Origin of the sequence: Halomonas sp. NO4, from assembly GCF_010994375.1 — a bacterium.
GTDB lineage: Bacteria > Pseudomonadota > Gammaproteobacteria > Pseudomonadales > Halomonadaceae > Halomonas.
This window is the reverse complement of record NZ_WHMA01000007.1, coordinates 87,397-104,154: the sequence shown is the minus strand read 5'-3', so window position 1 is coordinate 104,154 and position 16,758 is coordinate 87,397. Positions and strand designations below refer to the sequence as shown.

Below are 16,758 nucleotides of genomic sequence, written 5' to 3'. Positions count from 1 at the left end.
TGCGATGACCCGAGACCATGCCGACCCTGCTGGCCCTGGATGCCTCCTCGCGCGCCTGCTCCGCCGCCCTGCTGATCCGCCGCCCCGGCGAGGCGGACACCCTGATCGCGCGCTTTGCCCACACCCCCCGCGAGCACACCTACCGCCTGTTGCCCATGATCGATGAGGTGCTGGCCGAGGCGGGCCTCGCCCCCGCGGCCCTGGACGCCGTGGCCTACGGTCGCGGCCCCGGTTCCTTCACCGGCCTGCGCATCGCCGCGGGCGTCGCCCAGGGGCTCGCCTTCGGCCTGGATCGGCCGCTGCTTGGCGTTTCCACCCTGGAGGCACTGGCGCTGGGCGCCCACCGACGTCATCACTTCCGGCACATCGTCACGGCGTTGGATGCGCGCATGGGAGAGATCTACGTGGCGGCCTGGCGCTGTCGTGACGGGGTTGTCGAAGCGCTCAGCGCGGAGGCGGTGCTGCCGCCCGAGCGCCTGCGTCTGCCAGAGGAGAGCGACCAGTTCGACTGGGTGGGCGTGGGCTCCGGCTGGGCGCTGTGGGAGGCCATGCCCGCCACGGTTCAGGCGAGTCTCGGCCAGTGCCTGGTCGAGCCGGAACCCGCCGCCGAAGAGATGGCGTTGCTCGCCGCGCGTGACCTGGCGGCGGGGGGCGGACAGCCGGCCCAGGCGGTGCAGCCGGTCTACCTGCGCGACCGGGTCGCCTGGCAGAAGGGGCGATGAACGAGTCCGGGTCGACGGTCGTGGTGCCGGATGCCGCCCTGGCGCAGCGGCTGGGGCTGCCCCGGGGCGCGCCCGACGAGGGGGAGCTGGTACTGCGCCGCGAAGGGGGCCGCCTGGTGCTGGCCGGCGACCCGCGACGCTTCGGCGCCCCCCTGGCGGTGGATTTCGTCGCCGGCCGCAGCGCTCATCGGCGGCGCTTCGGCGGCGGGCGCGGCCAGCTGATCGCCCGCGCCTGCGGCCTGACCGGCGGCGTCACGCCGAGCGTGGTCGATGCCACGGCGGGGCTCGGGCGCGACGCCTTCGTGCTGGCGAGCCTGGGCGCCGAGGTGCTGCTGGTCGAGCGGGTGGCGGCGATCGCCGCGCTGCTCGAGGATGGCCTGGCCCGGGCGCTGGCCGACCCGGACACCGCGGCGATCGCTGCGCGCATGACGCTCGCCCGCGGTGATGCCACCCGCGAGCTCGACGCCCTGGTGGCGGGCAGCGGCGTGGCGCCCGAGGTGATCCACCTCGACCCCATGTTTCCCCACCGCACCAAGTCGGCGCTGGTCAAGAAGGAGATGCGCCTTTTCCGCGCCCTGGCCGGTGACGACATGGATGCGCCGCGCCTGCTCGAGGCAGCGCTGGACGTGGCCAGCCATCGGGTGGCGGTCAAGCGGCCGCGCCAGGCGGCCCCCCTGGCCGGGCCGCCGCCGCGCCATGTCCTCGAAGGCAAGACCAGTCGCTATGACCTCTACGTCCATCGCTCCCTGAAAGGATGAGCCGTGGCTCAGTCGCGGGTGACCAGCTGCAGGCGGTGGCGCAGCGCCGGGTCGAAGAGCGCCCGGGTGCGCTGCGCCGCTTCCGGTAAGGCTGTCGTGTAGCACAGGCGGTCCTCTTGCCGATAAATCCAGCCTTCGGCTTCCAGGCTGTCGATCAGCCGGGCGAACAGGCTGCGGTCGAAGAATTCCGGGGCGTCGCGGCCCGAGAGCAGGGCCAGGCGCTCGGCCATCTGCTGGCTGTGCGACACCAGGCCCTCGCGGTCGTGGCTGCCGGATGGCGCCGCCAGCAGCAGCGACAGCAGCAGGTAGCCGCGCTCCAGCGAAGGCTGCATCAACCGGCCCAGCAGGCGCAGCTGCTCGCTCGCCTCCAGCGCCTCGGCGCGTTGCCAGCCGTCGCCGTCGGCGACCAGCAGCCCGGCATTGCTCAGGGCCTCGAGCAGGGTGGGCAGCGCCCGGTCGAGCGCCGTATTCGGCAGGAAGAACTCCCGGGCCAGTATCGGCCAGGCCGGGTCGAGGCGCTCGTGCAGGCTCGCCAGGCTGTGGCGTGGCTCGTGCTGGAAGGCGAAGGCGACCAGCCCCGCCGCGGCGAAGAGGTGCAGGACGTTGTTGCGGTACCAGGCGAGCAGCTCGGTCTGCTCCGGCGTGGCGACCAGGATGTCGCCCAGGGCATGGGCGCGACGCCGGATCATGCCCAGCGCGAGGGTGTGGGCGATCCAGTCGCGCGGCTCGCCGGCAGGCAGGCTGGCGTCCACGCCGCCGGGACAGCGCCGCTGCAGGGCGGCGAGCAGCGCCAGCTGGCGTGCCATCAGGCTCTCCTCGATGGCGTGGTGGGGCGTGGCGAGTAGCACCAGGGCGACCAGGTTGACCGGATTGAGCGCCGCCGCGGCGTTGATGCGCTGGGCCAGCTCACGCCCCAGCCGGGGCAGTGCGGTTGCCAGCCAGGCGGCGCGCGGCGTCGCCTCGCTTTCGCGCCAGCCCGGTACGCGGGCGTCGAGGAAGGGCCCCAGGACAAGCGGTTCGCCGATGTTCACGGCCACCCGGCCGAAGGGCTGGCGCAGTCGCCCGAGCACGCGCAGCAGCGTCAGCGGTGTCTCCCGGCGCTTGCCCGCACCGCGCAGCTCGCGCTGGTAGCTGCCCCCCTCGAGGATGCGCTCGTAGCCGATGTACACCGGCACGAAGGCGAGTCGGTGGCGTTCGTCGTCGGTGGCCAGGCGGTGGAAGGAGCGCAGCGTCATCGCCAGCATTCCGGGGCGCGGGGTGAGCATCCGCCCGCTGCGCGAGCGGCCGCCCTCCATGAAGTATTCCAGGGGGTGGCCAGCGGCCAGCAGGCGGTGCAGGTACTCGGTGAACACGGCCGTGTAGAGCGGGTTGCCGCGGAAGCTGCGGCGCAGGAAGAAGGCGCCGCCGCGACGCAGCAGGGGGCCGATCAGCGGCATGTCGAGGTTGCGCCCGGCGGCGACGTGCGGCGGCATCAGGCCGTCGCGGTAGAGTACGTAGGAGAGCAGCAGGTAGTCGATGTGGCTGCGGTGGCAGGGCACATAGACCAGAGTGTGGTCGCCGGCCAGCGCCTTGACCCGCTCGAGGCCGCGCACGTCGACCCCGTCGTAGAGTCGGTTCCACAGCCGGCGCAGCATGCCGTCGAGGAAGCGCAGCACCGGGTAGGTCATGTTGGAGGCGATCTCGTGACCGTAGCGCCGTGCGCGGCGGGCCAGGCGGGCCCGCGGCCGCCCCTCGATGTCGGCCTGTTCGGCAATGGCCTGGCGCACTCTGGAGCTGGCCACCAGGCCCTGGATCAGCGTGCGGCGATGGGAGAGATCGGGTCCCAGCACCCGGGTGCGCATGCGGCGGAAGTGCACGCGCAGTAGGCGCGCCGCCTTGCGCTCCGCCACGGCCGGGCCGCGCTCGTCGAGCAGCTCGCGCAGGCGCAGCGGGGCGCCGAGGTGCACTTCCACGCTGCGCCCGTTGACCAGCACCGACAGCGCCCGGCGCAGGCGACCGGTGAGCGGCCAGCTGTCGGCGGCCAGCAGGCGCCACAGCCCGAAGCGCTTGCCGGGGGCACGGCCCCAGAAGATGCTCACCGGGACCAGCTGGATCTCGCGGTCGGGATGCGCGGCGAGCAGGGCAACGGCGTCGTGCAGGGCGTGGCGGCGGTAGCGCCGTCGTGGCCGGGGCAGGGCGAGGGTGGCCGGCAGGCGCTGCCCGGCCACCCGGTGGCGACCGGTGGCGGCCGGCAGGCCGTGGCGGCGGCACAGGCACTCCAGCAGCAGGGCGTCGGAGAGCGCGGGGCGCGGTAGCACGTAGAGGGTGAGCGCCTGGGGGTCCAGGGCCAGCGAGGCCGGGTCGGGCTCCAGGTGGCGTACCGACACCCAGCCGCTGAGCAGGCGCTTCAGCAGGGCGCGCAGGGGGTGGGGCAGGGAGCGTGCAGCGGCCATCCGTTTGCCTGTCCGGTAAGCGAGGGCCCAGTATAGCCCGCGACGCGGCATGGGTCAGGCGAGCGGCTTTTCCTTGTGTCGTAATCGTGCGTCAATCCACCAGAGTCGAGGCGCGTCAACAAAGGAGAGGGGCCATGCATGGCGTTTGGCGGGAGGGCAATCGCTTTCGACTGCTGGCGGAGTCGTCGCGGTTTCTGCCGGCGGTGTTCGAGGCCATCGACGCGGCGCGCCACTCGGTGCTGGTGGAGCTGTACCTGATGGAGTCGGGCCGCCTGGCCACGGCGCTGATCGATGCCCTGACGCGGGCCGCGGGGCGCGGCGTGACGGTGGCGCTGATGCTGGACGGTTACGGCGCTATGGGACTTTCGGCGGCGGATCGGCGGCGCCTGGAAGAGGGAGGCGTGGCGCTGCGTCTGTTCAATCCGCTGGGATTTCACTCGCTGGCGCGCAACCTTACCCGCGACCATCGCAAGCTGGTGGTGGTGGACGGTCGACGCGCTTTCACCGGCGGCTTCGGGGCCGTGGACGAGTTCCTCGAGGCCTGGTACGAGGTGGCAGTGGCCATCGAAGGGCCGGTGGTGGCGGACTGGGTGCGTCTCTTCTGCCGGTTGTGGGACTCGCCTATGACGCGCGGTGCCGGTACCCCGGCGCTGGTCCACCGGCTCGCCGTGGCCGAGCAGCGCCGCGAGGACTACCACGGCATGCGCGGTCGCGTGGTGTGGGGGCAGGGCTACCGCTACCAGGCCATCCGCCACTCGCTGCATGGGCGCGTTTCCACCGCCCAGCAGCGCATCTGGCTGTGCACGCCCTATTTCGTGCCGACGCTGACGCTGCGGATGCGGCTGGCCCGGGCGGCGCGGCGCGGCGTCGATGTCCGCCTGCTGCTGCCGGGCAAGAACCATGACGTGCCCGGGGTGCGCTACGCGGGGCAGCGCTTCTACCGGCGCCTGCTGCGCTCGGGGGTGCGCATCTACGAGTTCCAGCCGAGTTTCATCCACGCCAAGTTCGCCCTGGTGGACCGCTGGACGAGCCTCGGGTCGTGCAACTTCGACCACTGGAGCCTGCACTGGAACCTGGAGGCCAACCAGGAGGTGGACGACGCCCGCTTCGCCGGCGAAGTGGCGGCGCTGTTCGAGCGCAATTTCGCCGCCAGTCGCGAGATTCAGTACCGTGAGTGGGTGCAGCGCCCCTGGTGGCATCGCGCCCGGGAGTGGTGCTTCGGCACGCTGGATGCCTGGCTGACGCGGCTGCGTTAGCGGTCGCGTTTGCCGCGGCCCGCCGGCTTCTTCCTGCGGGGGCTGGGCTTGGGTGTCTCCGGCGGCACGCGAAAATGCAGGTAGAGGTCGAGCACCAGCTCGGGCAGTTGGCTGACCAGCGACTCGAGGCGGGCGGTGTCGGCGGTGAGCTCGGCCATGTCCGGCTCGTCGTCGAACAGTCCGGAGAGCGCCATGAAGGGCAGCAGCAGGGTGGCGATGCGCTCTTCATCCTCGGCGAACCAAGCCGCCTCGTCGAGGAAGACGCCTTCCATGAACCCCGCGCACCAGTCGCCGATGGGCGTCTCCTCCGGGGGCAGGCCGTCCAGCGTCGCCTCGAAGGGCAGCTCGGGCAGCCCGCCCTGCTCCAGGATCTCGATGGCGTTGCTGCGCAGCCGCTCGAGCAGGCCGAGGATCTCGCCGCGTTCCGCGGCATCGGCGAAAGACGGCTCGCCGTGGAAGAGCTCGGCAACCCATACCGCCGGTGCCACGTCGCGGGGGGCGACGGCCAGCGCTACCAGAAAGCCGTGGGCGGCGATCAGGTCGAGGGCATCGGGGTCCACTTGCTCGGAGTCGAGAAAGTCGTCGAGGCGCTCGAGTTCGTCGTCGTCGAGCAGCGGCTGGGGCAGGGGCGTATCGGACATCGGTGCTCTCGCAAGGGTTCGTGCTCAAGGGGTCGTGAGCGGACAGCCGTCAGCCTGGGCTGGACGCCGCCGTGACGGAGCGTCATTCTAGCACCCCATGAACCGTCCAGCCCTTCCCGAGCCCGGTGCCGAATGGCTCAACGCCCTCGACGAGTCGGCGCTACACGCTGCCCTGCGCGAGCGGGTAGCGGCGGCCTTCCAGCTGTGTCGCGAGATGCATCCCGGCCTGCCGAGCCCGGCGGTCTGGCTCGACCTGCGTGGCCAGTGCGCCGGTCAGGCCCACTTCGGGCGTGGCGGGCTGCGCTTCAATCCGGTGCTGCTGGCCGAGAACCGCCGCGAGTTTTTCGTCGAGGTGGTACCCCACGAGATGGCGCACTGGCTGGTTCATCACCTCGAGGAGGGCCACCGGATACGCCCCCACGGCCACGAATGGCGTACCGTGATGCGGCGCCTGTTCGGCCTGGCGCCGCGCGTCACCCACCGTTTCGACACCGCCCGGGCGAGTCCGGCGCCCCACCGCTACCGCTGCGCCTGCCGCGAGCACGCCTTCACTTCTCGCCGCCATGCCCTGGCAAGCCAGGGGCGCGTCTATCGCTGTCGCCACTGCGCTGAGACCTTGGTCTATCAGCCTTTTGCAGGGGATGAAAATCCAACACAAGTTCATGAAATTAAAAAGAAAATAGCTGATACCAATGTCTAAGTGGAAGGCTGCACCCTGGGGTATATGCTGAAGGGTACATCCCGGTTCCGGCCCACCAACAACAAGGGGTCGGTGACATACACTGAGAGGGTGCATCTCCTGGAAGAGGCCAATCAATGACCGAACAGCATAAAGACGTCTATCCGGTACGCGACGATTTTGCCGCCAATGCCTGGGCCGACAAGGCCAAGTATGAGGCCATGTACCAGCAGTCCGTGGATGACCCCGAGGGCTTCTGGGCCGAGCAAGCCAAGCGCCTCGACTGGTTCAAGGCACCGACGAAGATCAAGCATACCTCCTTCGATTCCCACAACGTCGACATCCGCTGGTTCGAGGATGGCAGCCTCAATGCCAGCGTGAACTGCCTCGACCGCCACCTCGAGACCCGCGGCGACCAGACCGCCATCGTCTGGGAAGGCGACGACCCCAAGGATTCCAAGCGCATCACCTATCGCGAGCTCTTCGAGCGCACCTGCCAGTTGGCCAACGGCCTCAAGGAGCTGGGCGTCAAGAAGGGCGACGTGGTCACGCTCTACATGCCGATGATTCCCGAGGCCGCCATGGCCATGCTGGCCTGCGCACGCATCGGCGCCGTGCACTCGGTGGTGTTCGGTGGATTCTCCCCGGATGCCTTGGCCCAGCGCGTGGTCAATGCCGACTCCAAACTGGTGATCACCGCCGACGAGTCCGTGCGTGGCGGCAAGCAGGTGCCGCTCAAGGACAACGTCGACGCCGCCCTGACTCGCGACGGCACCGAGGTGTGCGAGAAGGTGCTGGTGGTCAAGCGCACCGGTGGCGAGATCGACTGGAAGGAGGGGCGCGACGTCTGGTACCACGAGCTGGTCGATAAGCAGGCCACCGACTGCCCGGCCGAGGAGATGAATGCCGAGGACCCGCTGTTCATCCTCTACACCTCCGGCTCCACCGGGGCGCCCAAGGGCCTCAAGCACACCACCGGCGGCTACCTGCTGCACGCCGCCATGACCCACCAGTACGTCTTCGACTACCAGGACGGCGAGGTCTACTGGTGCACCGCTGACGTGGGCTGGGTCACCGGTCACAGCTACATCGTCTACGGACCGCTGGCCAACGGCGCCATCACCCTGATGTTCGAGGGCGTGCCGAGCTACCCCACCAGCGGGCGCATGGGCGAGATCGTCGACAAGCACCAGGTCAACATCCTCTACACCGCGCCCACCGCGGTGCGCGCCCTGATGGCCCATGGCGACAGCGTCATGGATTCCAGCCAGCGCGACAGCCTGCGTCTGCTCGGCTCCGTGGGCGAGCCCATCAACCCCGAGGCCTGGGAGTGGTTCTACCGGGTGATCGGCAACGAGAAGTGCCCCATCGTCGACACCTGGTGGCAGACCGAGACCGGCGGCATCATGATCGCGCCGCTGCCGGGCGCCATCGATCTCAAACCGGGCTCCGCCACCCTGCCGTTCTTCGGGGTGATGCCGGCGCTGGTGGACAACGAAGGCAACCTGTTGGAGGGCGCCACCGACGGCAATCTGGTGATCCTCGACTCCTGGCCGGGGCAGGCGCGCTCCATCTGGGGCAACCACGAGCGCTTCGTCCAGACCTACTTCTCCGCCTATCAGGGCATGTACTTCACCGGTGACGGCTGCCGTCGCGACGAGGACGGCTACTACTGGATCACCGGTCGCGTCGACGACGTGCTCAACGTCTCCGGCCACCGCATGGGTACCGCGGAGATCGAATCCTCGCTGGTCGCCCACGATGCCGTGGCCGAGGCCGCCGTGGTGGGCTTCCCTCACGACATCAAGGGGCAGGGCATCTACATCTACGTGACCCTCGCCGATGGTGTGGAAGCCACCGACGCGCTCAAGAAGGAACTCACCCAGTGGGTGCGCAAGGACATCGGGCCGATCGCCTCGCCGGACGTCATCCAGTGGGCGCCGGGGCTGCCCAAGACCCGCTCGGGCAAGATCATGCGCCGCATCCTGCGCAAGATCGCTGCCAACGAGACGGAGGGGCTCGGTGACACCAGTACCCTGGCCGACCCCAGCGTGGTCGAGGAGCTCATCGAGCATCGCGCCAATCGCTGAGGGGCTGTCCCCCTTCCACTTGACCTCTTTGCCGGCCCTCGGGCCGGCTTTTTGCGGGCCCTAGTCAAGGAAAGGCGCGATGCCGGTGTGAGCGCTTGGGAAACGCTTTGGCCATGGGGTAACATGCCGTGATTGAATGTCTTGATCGATGGTCCTGATCGACCCTGCAGATCGAAAGTGCCAGCGCCGTGGCAGTCGGCTCGCCACTGCTCGAGGAACCGGAGGAGAATCCATGGCCTTTGCCCAGAAATTCATCGTCGCCGATGATCATCCGCTGTTCCGTGCAGCCCTGACCCAGGCGCTGCGTCAGCTGGCGCCCCAGGCCGAAATCGTCGAGTCCGACACCATGGAGGCCACCACCGAGGTGGTCACCCGCCACCCCGATGCCGATCTGATCCTGCTCGACCTGCACATGCCGGGCGCGCACGGCTTCTCCGGGCTGATCCAGCTGCGCGGCCAGACACCCGACATTCCCGTGGCAGTGGTGTCGGGCAGCGATGAGCCGCATGTGGTGCGCCGGGCCATCGATTACGGTGCCTCGGGGTTCATTCCCAAGTCGTCGTCGCTGGCGCTGATCGCCGAGGCGGTGGGCGAGATTCTCGACGGCGAGGTGTGGCTGCCCCAGGAGCTGGCCGACACCTTGGGCGATGCCGACGAGGAGGAGTCGCGTTTCGCCGAGGCCATCGCCTCGCTCACCCCGCAGCAGTTCCGCGTGCTCAACATGCTCACCGAAGGGCTGCTCAACAAGCAGATCGCCTACGAGCTCAACGTCAGCGAGGCGACCATCAAGGCCCACGTCACCGCCATCCTGCGCAAGCTCGGCGTGCACTCGCGCACCCAGGCAGTGATTGCCGCCCAGAAGCTCGAGGTGGAGCCGCCGAAGGTGGAGTCTTAGGTTCGAGGTTCGAGGTTCGAGGTTCGAGGTTCGAGGTTCGAGGTTCGAGGTTCGAGGTTCAAGCGAAAAGCCCGTGACCAAGGTCACGGGCTTTTCGCTTTCGAGCCTCCAATTGCCTGCAGCTCGCCGTTAGGCCTTGGCCGCGCGGCTGGCCTGCAGGGTCCGGGTGAGTAGGGCGCGCAGGGCGGCGGGGCGGACCGGCTTCTGCAGGAGGTGGTAGCCGGCACGCTTCACCTCCTCGGCGACCTCCTCGGTGCGGTCGGCAGTGATCACGATGCCCGGTACCGCATCCTCGTGGCGCTCGGCCAGCGCTTCCAGGGCCATCAGGCCGGTGACCTCGTTGTCCAGGTGGTAGTCGGCAAGAATCGCGTCGGGGTCGCCGTCCAGGTGGCGCAGCACCGACTTGGCGCCGCCGATGCTGGTGGCGGTGAACACCTCGCAGCCCCAGCCGGAGAGCATCGCCTTCATTCCCTCGAGGATCAGCGTCTCGTTGTCGATGCACAGGATGCGGGTGCCGGCGAGCTTGTTGCCGGCGCGTCGTGTCGGCGGCTGAGCGCTCCGGCTTGCCTGTGGCTGGGCGGCCACGGTCGGTACGCTGACCGAAAAGACGGTGCCGAAGCCCTCCCAGGAGCGCACGCGCAGCGGGTGGTCCAGCACGCGGCTCATGCGGTCGGCGATGGAGAGGCCTAGCCCCAGGCCCTTCTCGCTCTCCTTGTGGCGCGAGACCTGATCGAGGCGGCGGAACTCCTGGAAGATCTCGCACTGCTTGGACTCGGGGATGCCCGGGCCCGAGTCCCACACCTCGATGGTCAGTCGCTCGCCGTGGCGGCGACAGCCCAGCAGCACCCGGCCCTCCTGGGTGTAGCGGATGGCGTTGGAGAGGAAGTTCTGCACGATGCGGCGCAGCATCTGGGGGTCGCTGTCGACCCATCGCCGCGTGGGCACCACCACCAGGTCGAGGCCGCGCTCCTCGGCCATCAGTTCGAACTCGGCCCTCAGCGGCTGGATGATGTCGGCCAGGGCGAAGTGGCTGCGGCGTGGCGTGAGGGCGCCGGCGTCGAGCTTGGAGATGTCGAGCAGGGTGCCGAGCAGCTCCTCGGCGGCCTGCAGCGAGTTGTCGATGTGGCCAATGGTGCGACGTAATTCATTCGCCTCGACCTCCGGGGAGAGCGCCGAGGTGAACAGCCGCGCCGCGTTGAGCGGCTGCAACAGATCGTGGCTCGCCGCGGCGAGGAAGCGGGTCTTGGAGGCATTGGCGTCCTCGGCTACCTGCTTGGCCTGGCGCAGGGCCTGCTCGGCCTCGGCGCGAACGCGGTTCTCCTGGCGCAGGGCGGCGTTGGCCTCCGAGAGCGCCTGGGTGCGCTCGCGGACGCGCTCCTCCAGGGTCTCGTTGGTCTCCTTGAGGGCAATCTCGGCCAGGCGGCGCTCGGTGATGTCCTGGTAAAGGGCGAAGAAGCCGAGTATCGCGCCGCTGTCGCCGAAGTGCGGCGTGTAGGTGACCAGCATGTAGCGAATGGCGTCGCCGCTGCCCATGGAGACCTCGAAGCTCACGCGCTCGCCGGCCAGGGCGCGACGGATCCAGGGCGCACGCTCGCGGGCCATCTCGCCGGTGATTACCGTGTCCACGTGCTTGCCGATCACCTCGTTGCGGTCGATGCCGAAGGCCTGCTCGTAGGCGCGGTTGGTGAAGAGGTAGCGGCACTCCTTGTCGAAGTAGGCGATCAGCGCCGGCACGTTGTCCGTGTAGATGCGGATGTTGTTCTCCGAGCGGATCAGCGCCTCCTCGATGCGCTTCTGCTGGGTGATGTCGAGGTAGGTGTAGACGAAGCCGCCGCCGGGCATGGGGTTGCCCTGCACCTCCAGCACGCTGCCGTCCTGGCGGTAGCGCACGTAGCGGTGGGGCTGGCCATCGCGAATGTTGTCGATCAGCAGGCGCACATGTTCCTCGGGGTCGCCGGGACCGTACTCGCCGTTGTGGGCGTTGTAGCGGAAGATCTTGTCGATGGGCGCGCCCACGCGGATCAGGTGGTCGGGGAAGCGGAACAGCTCCAAGTAGCGCTGGTTCCACACCACCAGGCGCAGGTTCTGGTCGACCACGCTGATGCCCTGGCTGATGTTCTCGATGGTGGCCTGGAGCAGGGCGCGGTTGAACTCCAGCACTTGGGAGGCCTCGTCGACGATGGAGATGACGTCGGAGATGCCGATGCCCCGGCCCTGCAGCGCCGAGTTGACCACGATGCGCGCCGAGGAGGCGCCGAGCACCGAGGCGAGGAAGCGCTCGGTGAACTGGATGACGTCGATGGAGGCGCGGGCGCTCTCGTCGAGGTGCTGGCCGCTGCGCCGGGCGTAGTCCTCGAAGGCCCGCGCCACCTGGCCAGCGCCCAGGAAGCGCTCGCACAGCACCTTCAGGTCGCCCACCGTGGTGGCCCCGGTCCAGGGGCGGTTCACCGAGGTCTGGCGGGTCTCCACGCTGTCGACGAACAGCGACGCCTGGATGCGCTCCACGACGCGCTGGGCGGTGAGCTGGGAGACGAAGATGTAGCAGAAGAGGTTGAGCCCCAGCGACAGCATCACCCCGTGGGTGAAGGAGTCGCCGATGTTGAGGCCGAACAGGGCGGTGGGCGTGAGCCAGGTCACGCCGAAAGGACCGCCATCCAGCCATGTCGCCGGCAGGACCCCGGCATTGACCATCGCCGGCATCAGCAGGCTGTAGGCCCAGATGGCAAAGCCGGCATTCATGCCGGCGACCACGCCCATGCGGTTGCCGCGCTTCCAGTAGAGACCGCCGATCAGCGCCGGGGCGAACTGCGCCGCGGCGGCGAAGGAGAGCATGCCGATGGAGGCCAGCGAGCCGAATTCGGCCACCATCTGATAGAAGCCGTACGCCAGCCCGAGAATCACGCCGATGGTGATGCGCCGCGCGCGCAGTACCAGGCGCCCGTAATCGCGGGGCCGGGCATCCAGCCAGCGCAGGCGGAACAGCGCCGGAATCACGATCTCGTTGGAGATCATGATCGACACCGCCACGGTGGCCACGATCACCATGCCGGTGGCTGCCGAGAAGCCGCCGATGAAGGTGAGCAGGGTAAGCCACTCGTTGCCCGAGGCCATGGGAATGGCCAGTACGAAGGTGTCGGGCTCAACGCTGCCATCGGGAAACAGCGCCAGGCCCGCAGCTGCCAGCGGCACGACGAAGAAGGCGAAGGCCAGCAGGTAGAGCGGAAATAGCCAGCGCGCCTTGGTGGCATCGTCGCGATGAGTGTTCTCCACCACGGCCACATGAAACTGTCGCGGCAGGCAGAGAATGGCCAGCATGGCGAGCAGGGTCTGTGCCCAGAAGCTCTGGCCGAAATCCTGGTCGGCGAGCTGGCGCTGCAGTTCTAGCTGGGATTCAGCCCGCCCCAGCAGGTCGCCCATGCCGTCGAACATGCCCCAGGTGACGAAAGCCCCCAGCAGCAGGAAGGAGAGGAGCTTGATGAGGGACTCGAAAGCCACGGCGTGGATCAGCCCCTCGTGGTGTTCGGTGGCATCGGTATGACGCGTGCCGAAGAGGATGGCGAAGGCGGCCATCACCAGCGCCACGAAGAAGGCGGTATCGCCGAACAGCGGCGTGCTGGGTGCCTCCGAGGAGGTAGCGGTGAGGATGTCGAAGGAGACCGCCACGGCCTTCAGCTGCAGGGCGATGTAGGGTAGCGTGCCGATCAGCGCGACCAGGCTGGCGAAGGCCGCCAGCGACTGTGCCTTGCCATAGCGCGAGGCGATGAAATCGGCGATGGAGGTGATGTTCTGGCGCTTGGCGACGCGGATCATCTTGGCCAGCACCGGCCAGAACAGCAAAAAGGTGAGGATGGGGCCGACGTAGATGCTGGCGAAGGACCAGCCGGCGGTGGCGGCCTGGCCCACGGCGCCATAGAAGGTCCAGGAGGTGCAGTAGATGGCCAGCGCCAGGCTGTAGACCACCGGTCGGCGCTGGCTGGCGCCGTGCTCCCGGGCATGGCGATCGCCGCGCCAAGCGATGGCGAACAGCACGGCGATATAGAGCAGTGAAACGGCAATCAGCAGCCAGCCAGCGAACATGTGGACTCCCCCTGTGTCTGCGCCCATTCTAGGGCATGGCGGGGGGCGACGGCATCAGGCCGCTGTTAGCCAGGCGCAAGCCGAGCCGGAAATCAGGAGAAGTCGCACACCGCGTTCAGCAGCTTGGCACCGTCACTGAGGCGCTGCATCCGCTCCGTACGGGGTTCCCGGGACTCTTCCGCCAGCGGGATGAGCTCTCGCGTGGTGCAGTTCATCAGGTAGGCCTGGTGGGAGAAGCGTTCGACGTACTCCCGCTCGAAGCGGTAGAGAATGAACTCGACCAGCCGTTGCTCATCGGCTTCGCTCGGGGTGCGCACCAGGCTCTGCTCGTCGACCACCGTGAAGGCCGTGGTCAGGGGCACGAGGTAGGTCCAGGGGCGCCAGAAGGCGGCGCTCTGCTCGGTGGTCACCACCCGCGCTGTGTCGGGCAGCTGGGCGCGCTTGTGCTCGAACCAGGTGTATTCGTGGTGGATCTGGTAACCGAGTATGCCGAGGCCGGCGCAGACTGGGACGATCCAGCGCGGCAGCCGCCTGGCGGAGAGGGTGCGGAGCAAGAGGCCGACCCCCGCGGCGCCCAGTCCGGCGAATACCGCTGCAATCAAATGCCAAATCATGATGGGAGCTTCCTGACGGCCATCGGGCTTCCCGAGGGAAGCCCGATGGAAGGTTGGGTCCGGCGCCGTTGTGGCGCCGGGGTGGGATTATGGCTTAGTGGTCGACCGCCATGCCAGCTCCCTTGGGATAGCGGACGCTCTCCACCAGGTCCTGGATTTCCTGGGGCGGCTCCGCGGTCACCTTGGAGATGCCGAAGGCCACGATGAAGTTGATGAGGGCACCGACCGCACCGATGGACAGCGGCGAGATGCCCAGCACCCAGTTCTCCGGCGTGTCGGGCAGGTTGTTGGTGCCCGGGATGAAGAGCCAGCCCTTGTAGACGAAGATGTAGACCAGCGTGAAGCCCAGGCCGCTGAGCATGCCGGCGACGGCACCCACGTTGTTCACCCGCTTGGAGAAGATGCCCATCATCAGTGCCGGGAACAGTGAAGCGGCGGCGATACCGAAGGCCAGTGCCACCACCTGGGCGGCGAAGCCCGGGGGGTTGGCGCCCAGATAGGTGGCCACGATGATGGCGACGGTCATGGAGATCCGTGCCGCCAACAGTTCGCCCTTCTCGGAGATGTTGGGGTTGATCGAGCCCTTGATGAGGTCGTGACTGATGGCCGAGGAAATGGCCAGCAGCAGGCCCGCGGCCGTCGACAGGGCCGCCGCCAGGCCGCCGGCGGCGATCAGGCCGATGACCCAGCCGGGCAGATTGGCGATCTCCGGGTTGGCCAGCACCAGGATGTCGTTGTTGACGGACAGCTCGTTGCCTTCCCAGCCGCGGTCGGAGAAGTCAGCCGAATTGTTGTAGAACTGGATGCGGCCGTCGTCGTTCCTGTCCTCGAAGGTGATCAGTCCCGTCTCCTCCCAGGTACGCACCCACTCGGGACGGTTCTCGTAGAGGATGGGGTTGGTGGCCGCCTCCTCGACGTTCTCGACCTGACCGGCCATGTCCGGATAGATAGTGGTTGCCAGGTTGAGGCGTGCCATGGAGGCCACGGCCGGAGCGGTCAGATAGAGCAGGCCGATGAATACCAGGGCCCAGCCGGCGGACCAGCGGGCGTCGGCCACCTTGGGCACCGTGAAGAAGCGGATGATGACGTGGGGCAGGCCGGCGGTACCGATCATCAGCGACAGGGTGAACAGCACCATGTTGAGCTTGTTGTCCACGTCCGCCGTGTACTCGTTGAAGCCCAGTGCGGTGACCACCTCGTTGAGCTTGGCCAGCAGCGGCATGCCGGACTCGCCGTGTTCGGAGAACAGCCCCAGAGGCGGCACAGGGTTGCCGGTCAGCTCCAGGGAGATGAAGATCGCCGGGATGGTGTAGGCGATGATCAGCACGATGTACTGGGCCACCTGGGTATAGGTGATGCCTTTCATGCCCCCCAGCACCGAGTAGAAGAACACCACCACCGCGGCGATGATCAGGCCGGTGGTCGCGTCGACCTCCAGGAAGCGCGAGAAGGCCACCCCGGCGCCCGCCATCTGGCCGATGACGTAGGTCACCGAGGCCACGATCAGACAGATCACCGCCACGAGCCGGGCTTGCTTGCTGTAGAAGCGGTCACCGATGAATTCGGGGACGGTGAACTTGCCGAACTTGCGCAGGTAGGGGGCCAGCAGCATGGCCAGCAGCACGTAGCCGCCCGTCCAGCCCATGAGGAAGGTGGAGTTGGCATAGCCCCCGGCGGCGATCAGGCCCGCCATGGAGATGAAGGAGGCCGCCGACATCCAGTCGGCGCCGATCGCCATGCCGTTGGTGATGGGATGCACCCCGCCGCCGGCGACGTAGAAGTCTTTGGTCGAACCGGCCTTCGCCCAGATGGCAATGCCGATATAGATGGCGAAGGAGGCGCCCACGAAGAGGACGTTAATGGCAAATTGACTCATGCTGACTTACTCCCCGAGCCCGAATTTCTTGTCCAGCTGATTCATCTTCCAGGCGTAGAAGAAGATCAGGCCGATGAAGGTCAGGATGGAGCCCTGCTGGGCGAACCAGAAGCCCAGGTCGGTCCCGCCCACGGGAATGCCCGATAGCAGCGGGCGCAGTAGAATGGCACAGCCATAGGAGACGGCTGCCCAGACGACCAGGCAACCGGCGATCAGGCGGAGGTTTGCCCGCCAGTAAGCCTCGGCATTGGATTTATCTTCTGCCATGTTGTTGCTCTCCACTTGTTGTTGAGATCGAGAAGAAGCGGCTCTGAGAGTTGGCATCGATCATCGGAGTCGCTCGGCAGGGTGGCGATGCCACACAGGTGTGTGAGCTGGTGGTGTTGCCGTACAAGACTGACCGTGCGTCGCATGGTTCTTGCTGTTAGAGACGCTTGTCGACGAGCGAAAGCCCCGTATGACTCACCGGCAATAGTGGTCAATGAGCGCAGAAAAAAAATCCCAGACTTTGGTATCATGAACGAATGACGATGAAAGTCACTTTTCAATAATAATTAAAAATCAATGGCTTGAATGCATGATGGGAGGGGCGGTGTGCGATGCTCTACCGGGTATGGGACGATGGTATAGTCCGCGCCGGGAGCACGCTTGATGGCGACAGTGCCGTGCTTGAGACGTTGGTATAACGCCGAAAAGCTAGGACGATTGTCTAGCTATT

12 protein-coding genes are annotated in these 16,758 nt (G+C 67.6%); 6 read left to right on the top strand and 6 right to left on the bottom strand.

The genetic code is table 11. The features are described from left to right. Positions 1-17: 17 nt before the first annotated feature. Positions 18-722, top strand: a complete 705-nt coding sequence (gene tsaB, locus FEF15_RS07820; RefSeq protein WP_163558593.1) for a tRNA (adenosine(37)-N6)-threonylcarbamoyltransferase complex dimerization subunit type 1 TsaB — start codon at positions 18-20, stop codon at positions 720-722. Next, positions 719-1,480, top strand: a complete 762-nt coding sequence (locus FEF15_RS07815; protein WP_163558592.1) for a class I SAM-dependent methyltransferase — start codon at positions 719-721, stop codon at positions 1,478-1,480. The genes tsaB and FEF15_RS07815 overlap by 4 nt, the downstream gene beginning before the upstream one ends. A gap of 8 nt (positions 1,481-1,488) precedes the next feature. Here FEF15_RS07815 and plsB read toward each other — a convergent pair whose 3' ends face one another. Next, entirely contained in the window at positions 1,489-3,912 is a 2,424-nt protein-coding gene (gene plsB, locus FEF15_RS07810) for a glycerol-3-phosphate 1-O-acyltransferase PlsB (protein ID WP_163558591.1), read from the bottom strand. Positions 3,913-4,046: 134 nt separating this feature from the next. On the opposite strand from plsB, the gene FEF15_RS07805 reads away from it, so the two are divergent. Beyond that, a complete protein-coding gene (locus FEF15_RS07805) occupies positions 4,047-5,168 on the top strand; it encodes a phospholipase D-like domain-containing protein (RefSeq protein WP_163558590.1) in 1,122 nt (373 codons plus the stop codon). Here FEF15_RS07805 and FEF15_RS07800 read toward each other — a convergent pair. Then, complete coding sequence (locus tag FEF15_RS07800; protein ID WP_163558589.1) at positions 5,165-5,809, bottom strand: YecA family protein; 645 nt, start codon at positions 5,807-5,809, stop codon at positions 5,165-5,167. The two genes, FEF15_RS07805 and FEF15_RS07800, sit on opposite strands and share 4 nt — an antisense overlap. 97 nt (positions 5,810-5,906) lie before the next feature. Between FEF15_RS07800 and FEF15_RS07795 the strand changes: the two genes are divergently transcribed. The 3 genes from FEF15_RS07795 (at position 5,907) to FEF15_RS07785 (ending at position 9,473) form a co-directional block, all read left to right on the top strand. Beyond that, on the top strand, positions 5,907-6,509 hold the full coding sequence (locus tag FEF15_RS07795; protein WP_163558588.1) for a SprT-like domain-containing protein: 603 nt from the start codon (positions 5,907-5,909) through the stop codon (positions 6,507-6,509). A gap of 116 nt (positions 6,510-6,625) precedes the next feature. Continuing rightward, on the top strand, positions 6,626-8,578 hold the full coding sequence (acs, locus tag FEF15_RS07790; RefSeq protein ID WP_163558587.1) for an acetate--CoA ligase: 1,953 nt from the start codon (positions 6,626-6,628) through the stop codon (positions 8,576-8,578). 232 nt (positions 8,579-8,810) lie between these two features. After that, on the top strand, positions 8,811-9,473 hold the full coding sequence (locus FEF15_RS07785; RefSeq protein ID WP_163558586.1) for a response regulator transcription factor: 663 nt from the start codon (positions 8,811-8,813) through the stop codon (positions 9,471-9,473). Positions 9,474-9,602: 129 nt separating this feature from the next. Here the strand turns inward: FEF15_RS07785 and FEF15_RS07780 are convergent, their stop codons facing one another. The 4 genes from FEF15_RS07780 to FEF15_RS07765 form a co-directional block, all read right to left on the bottom strand. Beyond that, positions 9,603-13,550, bottom strand: coding sequence for a NahK/ErcS family hybrid sensor histidine kinase/response regulator (locus tag FEF15_RS07780; RefSeq protein ID WP_163558585.1), 3,948 nt, complete (start codon positions 13,548-13,550; stop codon positions 9,603-9,605). A gap of 92 nt (positions 13,551-13,642) precedes the next feature. Continuing rightward, on the bottom strand, positions 13,643-14,164 hold the full coding sequence (locus tag FEF15_RS07775; protein WP_163558584.1) for a hypothetical protein: 522 nt from the start codon (positions 14,162-14,164) through the stop codon (positions 13,643-13,645). Positions 14,165-14,258: 94 nt separating this feature from the next. After that, positions 14,259-16,040, bottom strand: coding sequence for a sodium:solute symporter family protein (locus tag FEF15_RS07770; RefSeq protein WP_163558583.1), 1,782 nt, complete (start codon positions 16,038-16,040; stop codon positions 14,259-14,261). 6 nt (positions 16,041-16,046) lie between these two features. Next, positions 16,047-16,307: a DUF4212 domain-containing protein gene (locus tag FEF15_RS07765; protein ID WP_163558582.1), complete on the bottom strand. Its 261-nt coding sequence runs from the start codon at positions 16,305-16,307 to the stop codon at positions 16,047-16,049. Positions 16,308-16,758: the final 451 nt, after the last annotated feature.

What these genes read in the sequence shown, in the direction of transcription:
- FEF15_RS07800 (WP_163558589.1), bottom strand. Translation starts at nt 5,809, where the DNA reads ATGTCCGATACGCCCCTGCCCCAGCCGCTGCTCGACGACGACGAACTC.
- acs (WP_163558587.1), top strand. Translation starts at nt 6,626, where the DNA reads ATGACCGAACAGCATAAAGACGTCTATCCGGTACGCGACGATTTTGCC.
- FEF15_RS07770 (WP_163558583.1), bottom strand. Translation starts at nt 16,040, where the DNA reads ATGAGTCAATTTGCCATTAACGTCCTCTTCGTGGGCGCCTCCTTCGCC.
- FEF15_RS07775 (WP_163558584.1), bottom strand. Translation starts at nt 14,164, where the DNA reads ATGATTTGGCATTTGATTGCAGCGGTATTCGCCGGACTGGGCGCCGCG.
- plsB (WP_163558591.1), bottom strand. Translation starts at nt 3,912, where the DNA reads ATGGCCGCTGCACGCTCCCTGCCCCACCCCCTGCGCGCCCTGCTGAAG.
- FEF15_RS07780 (WP_163558585.1), bottom strand. Translation starts at nt 13,550, where the DNA reads ATGTTCGCTGGCTGGCTGCTGATTGCCGTTTCACTGCTCTATATCGCC.
- tsaB (WP_163558593.1), top strand. Translation starts at nt 18, where the DNA reads ATGCCGACCCTGCTGGCCCTGGATGCCTCCTCGCGCGCCTGCTCCGCC.
- FEF15_RS07815 (WP_163558592.1), top strand. Translation starts at nt 719, where the DNA reads ATGAACGAGTCCGGGTCGACGGTCGTGGTGCCGGATGCCGCCCTGGCG.
- FEF15_RS07805 (WP_163558590.1), top strand. Translation starts at nt 4,047, where the DNA reads ATGCATGGCGTTTGGCGGGAGGGCAATCGCTTTCGACTGCTGGCGGAG.
- FEF15_RS07765 (WP_163558582.1), bottom strand. Translation starts at nt 16,307, where the DNA reads ATGGCAGAAGATAAATCCAATGCCGAGGCTTACTGGCGGGCAAACCTC.
- FEF15_RS07795 (WP_163558588.1), top strand. Translation starts at nt 5,907, where the DNA reads ATGAACCGTCCAGCCCTTCCCGAGCCCGGTGCCGAATGGCTCAACGCC.
- FEF15_RS07785 (WP_163558586.1), top strand. Translation starts at nt 8,811, where the DNA reads ATGGCCTTTGCCCAGAAATTCATCGTCGCCGATGATCATCCGCTGTTC.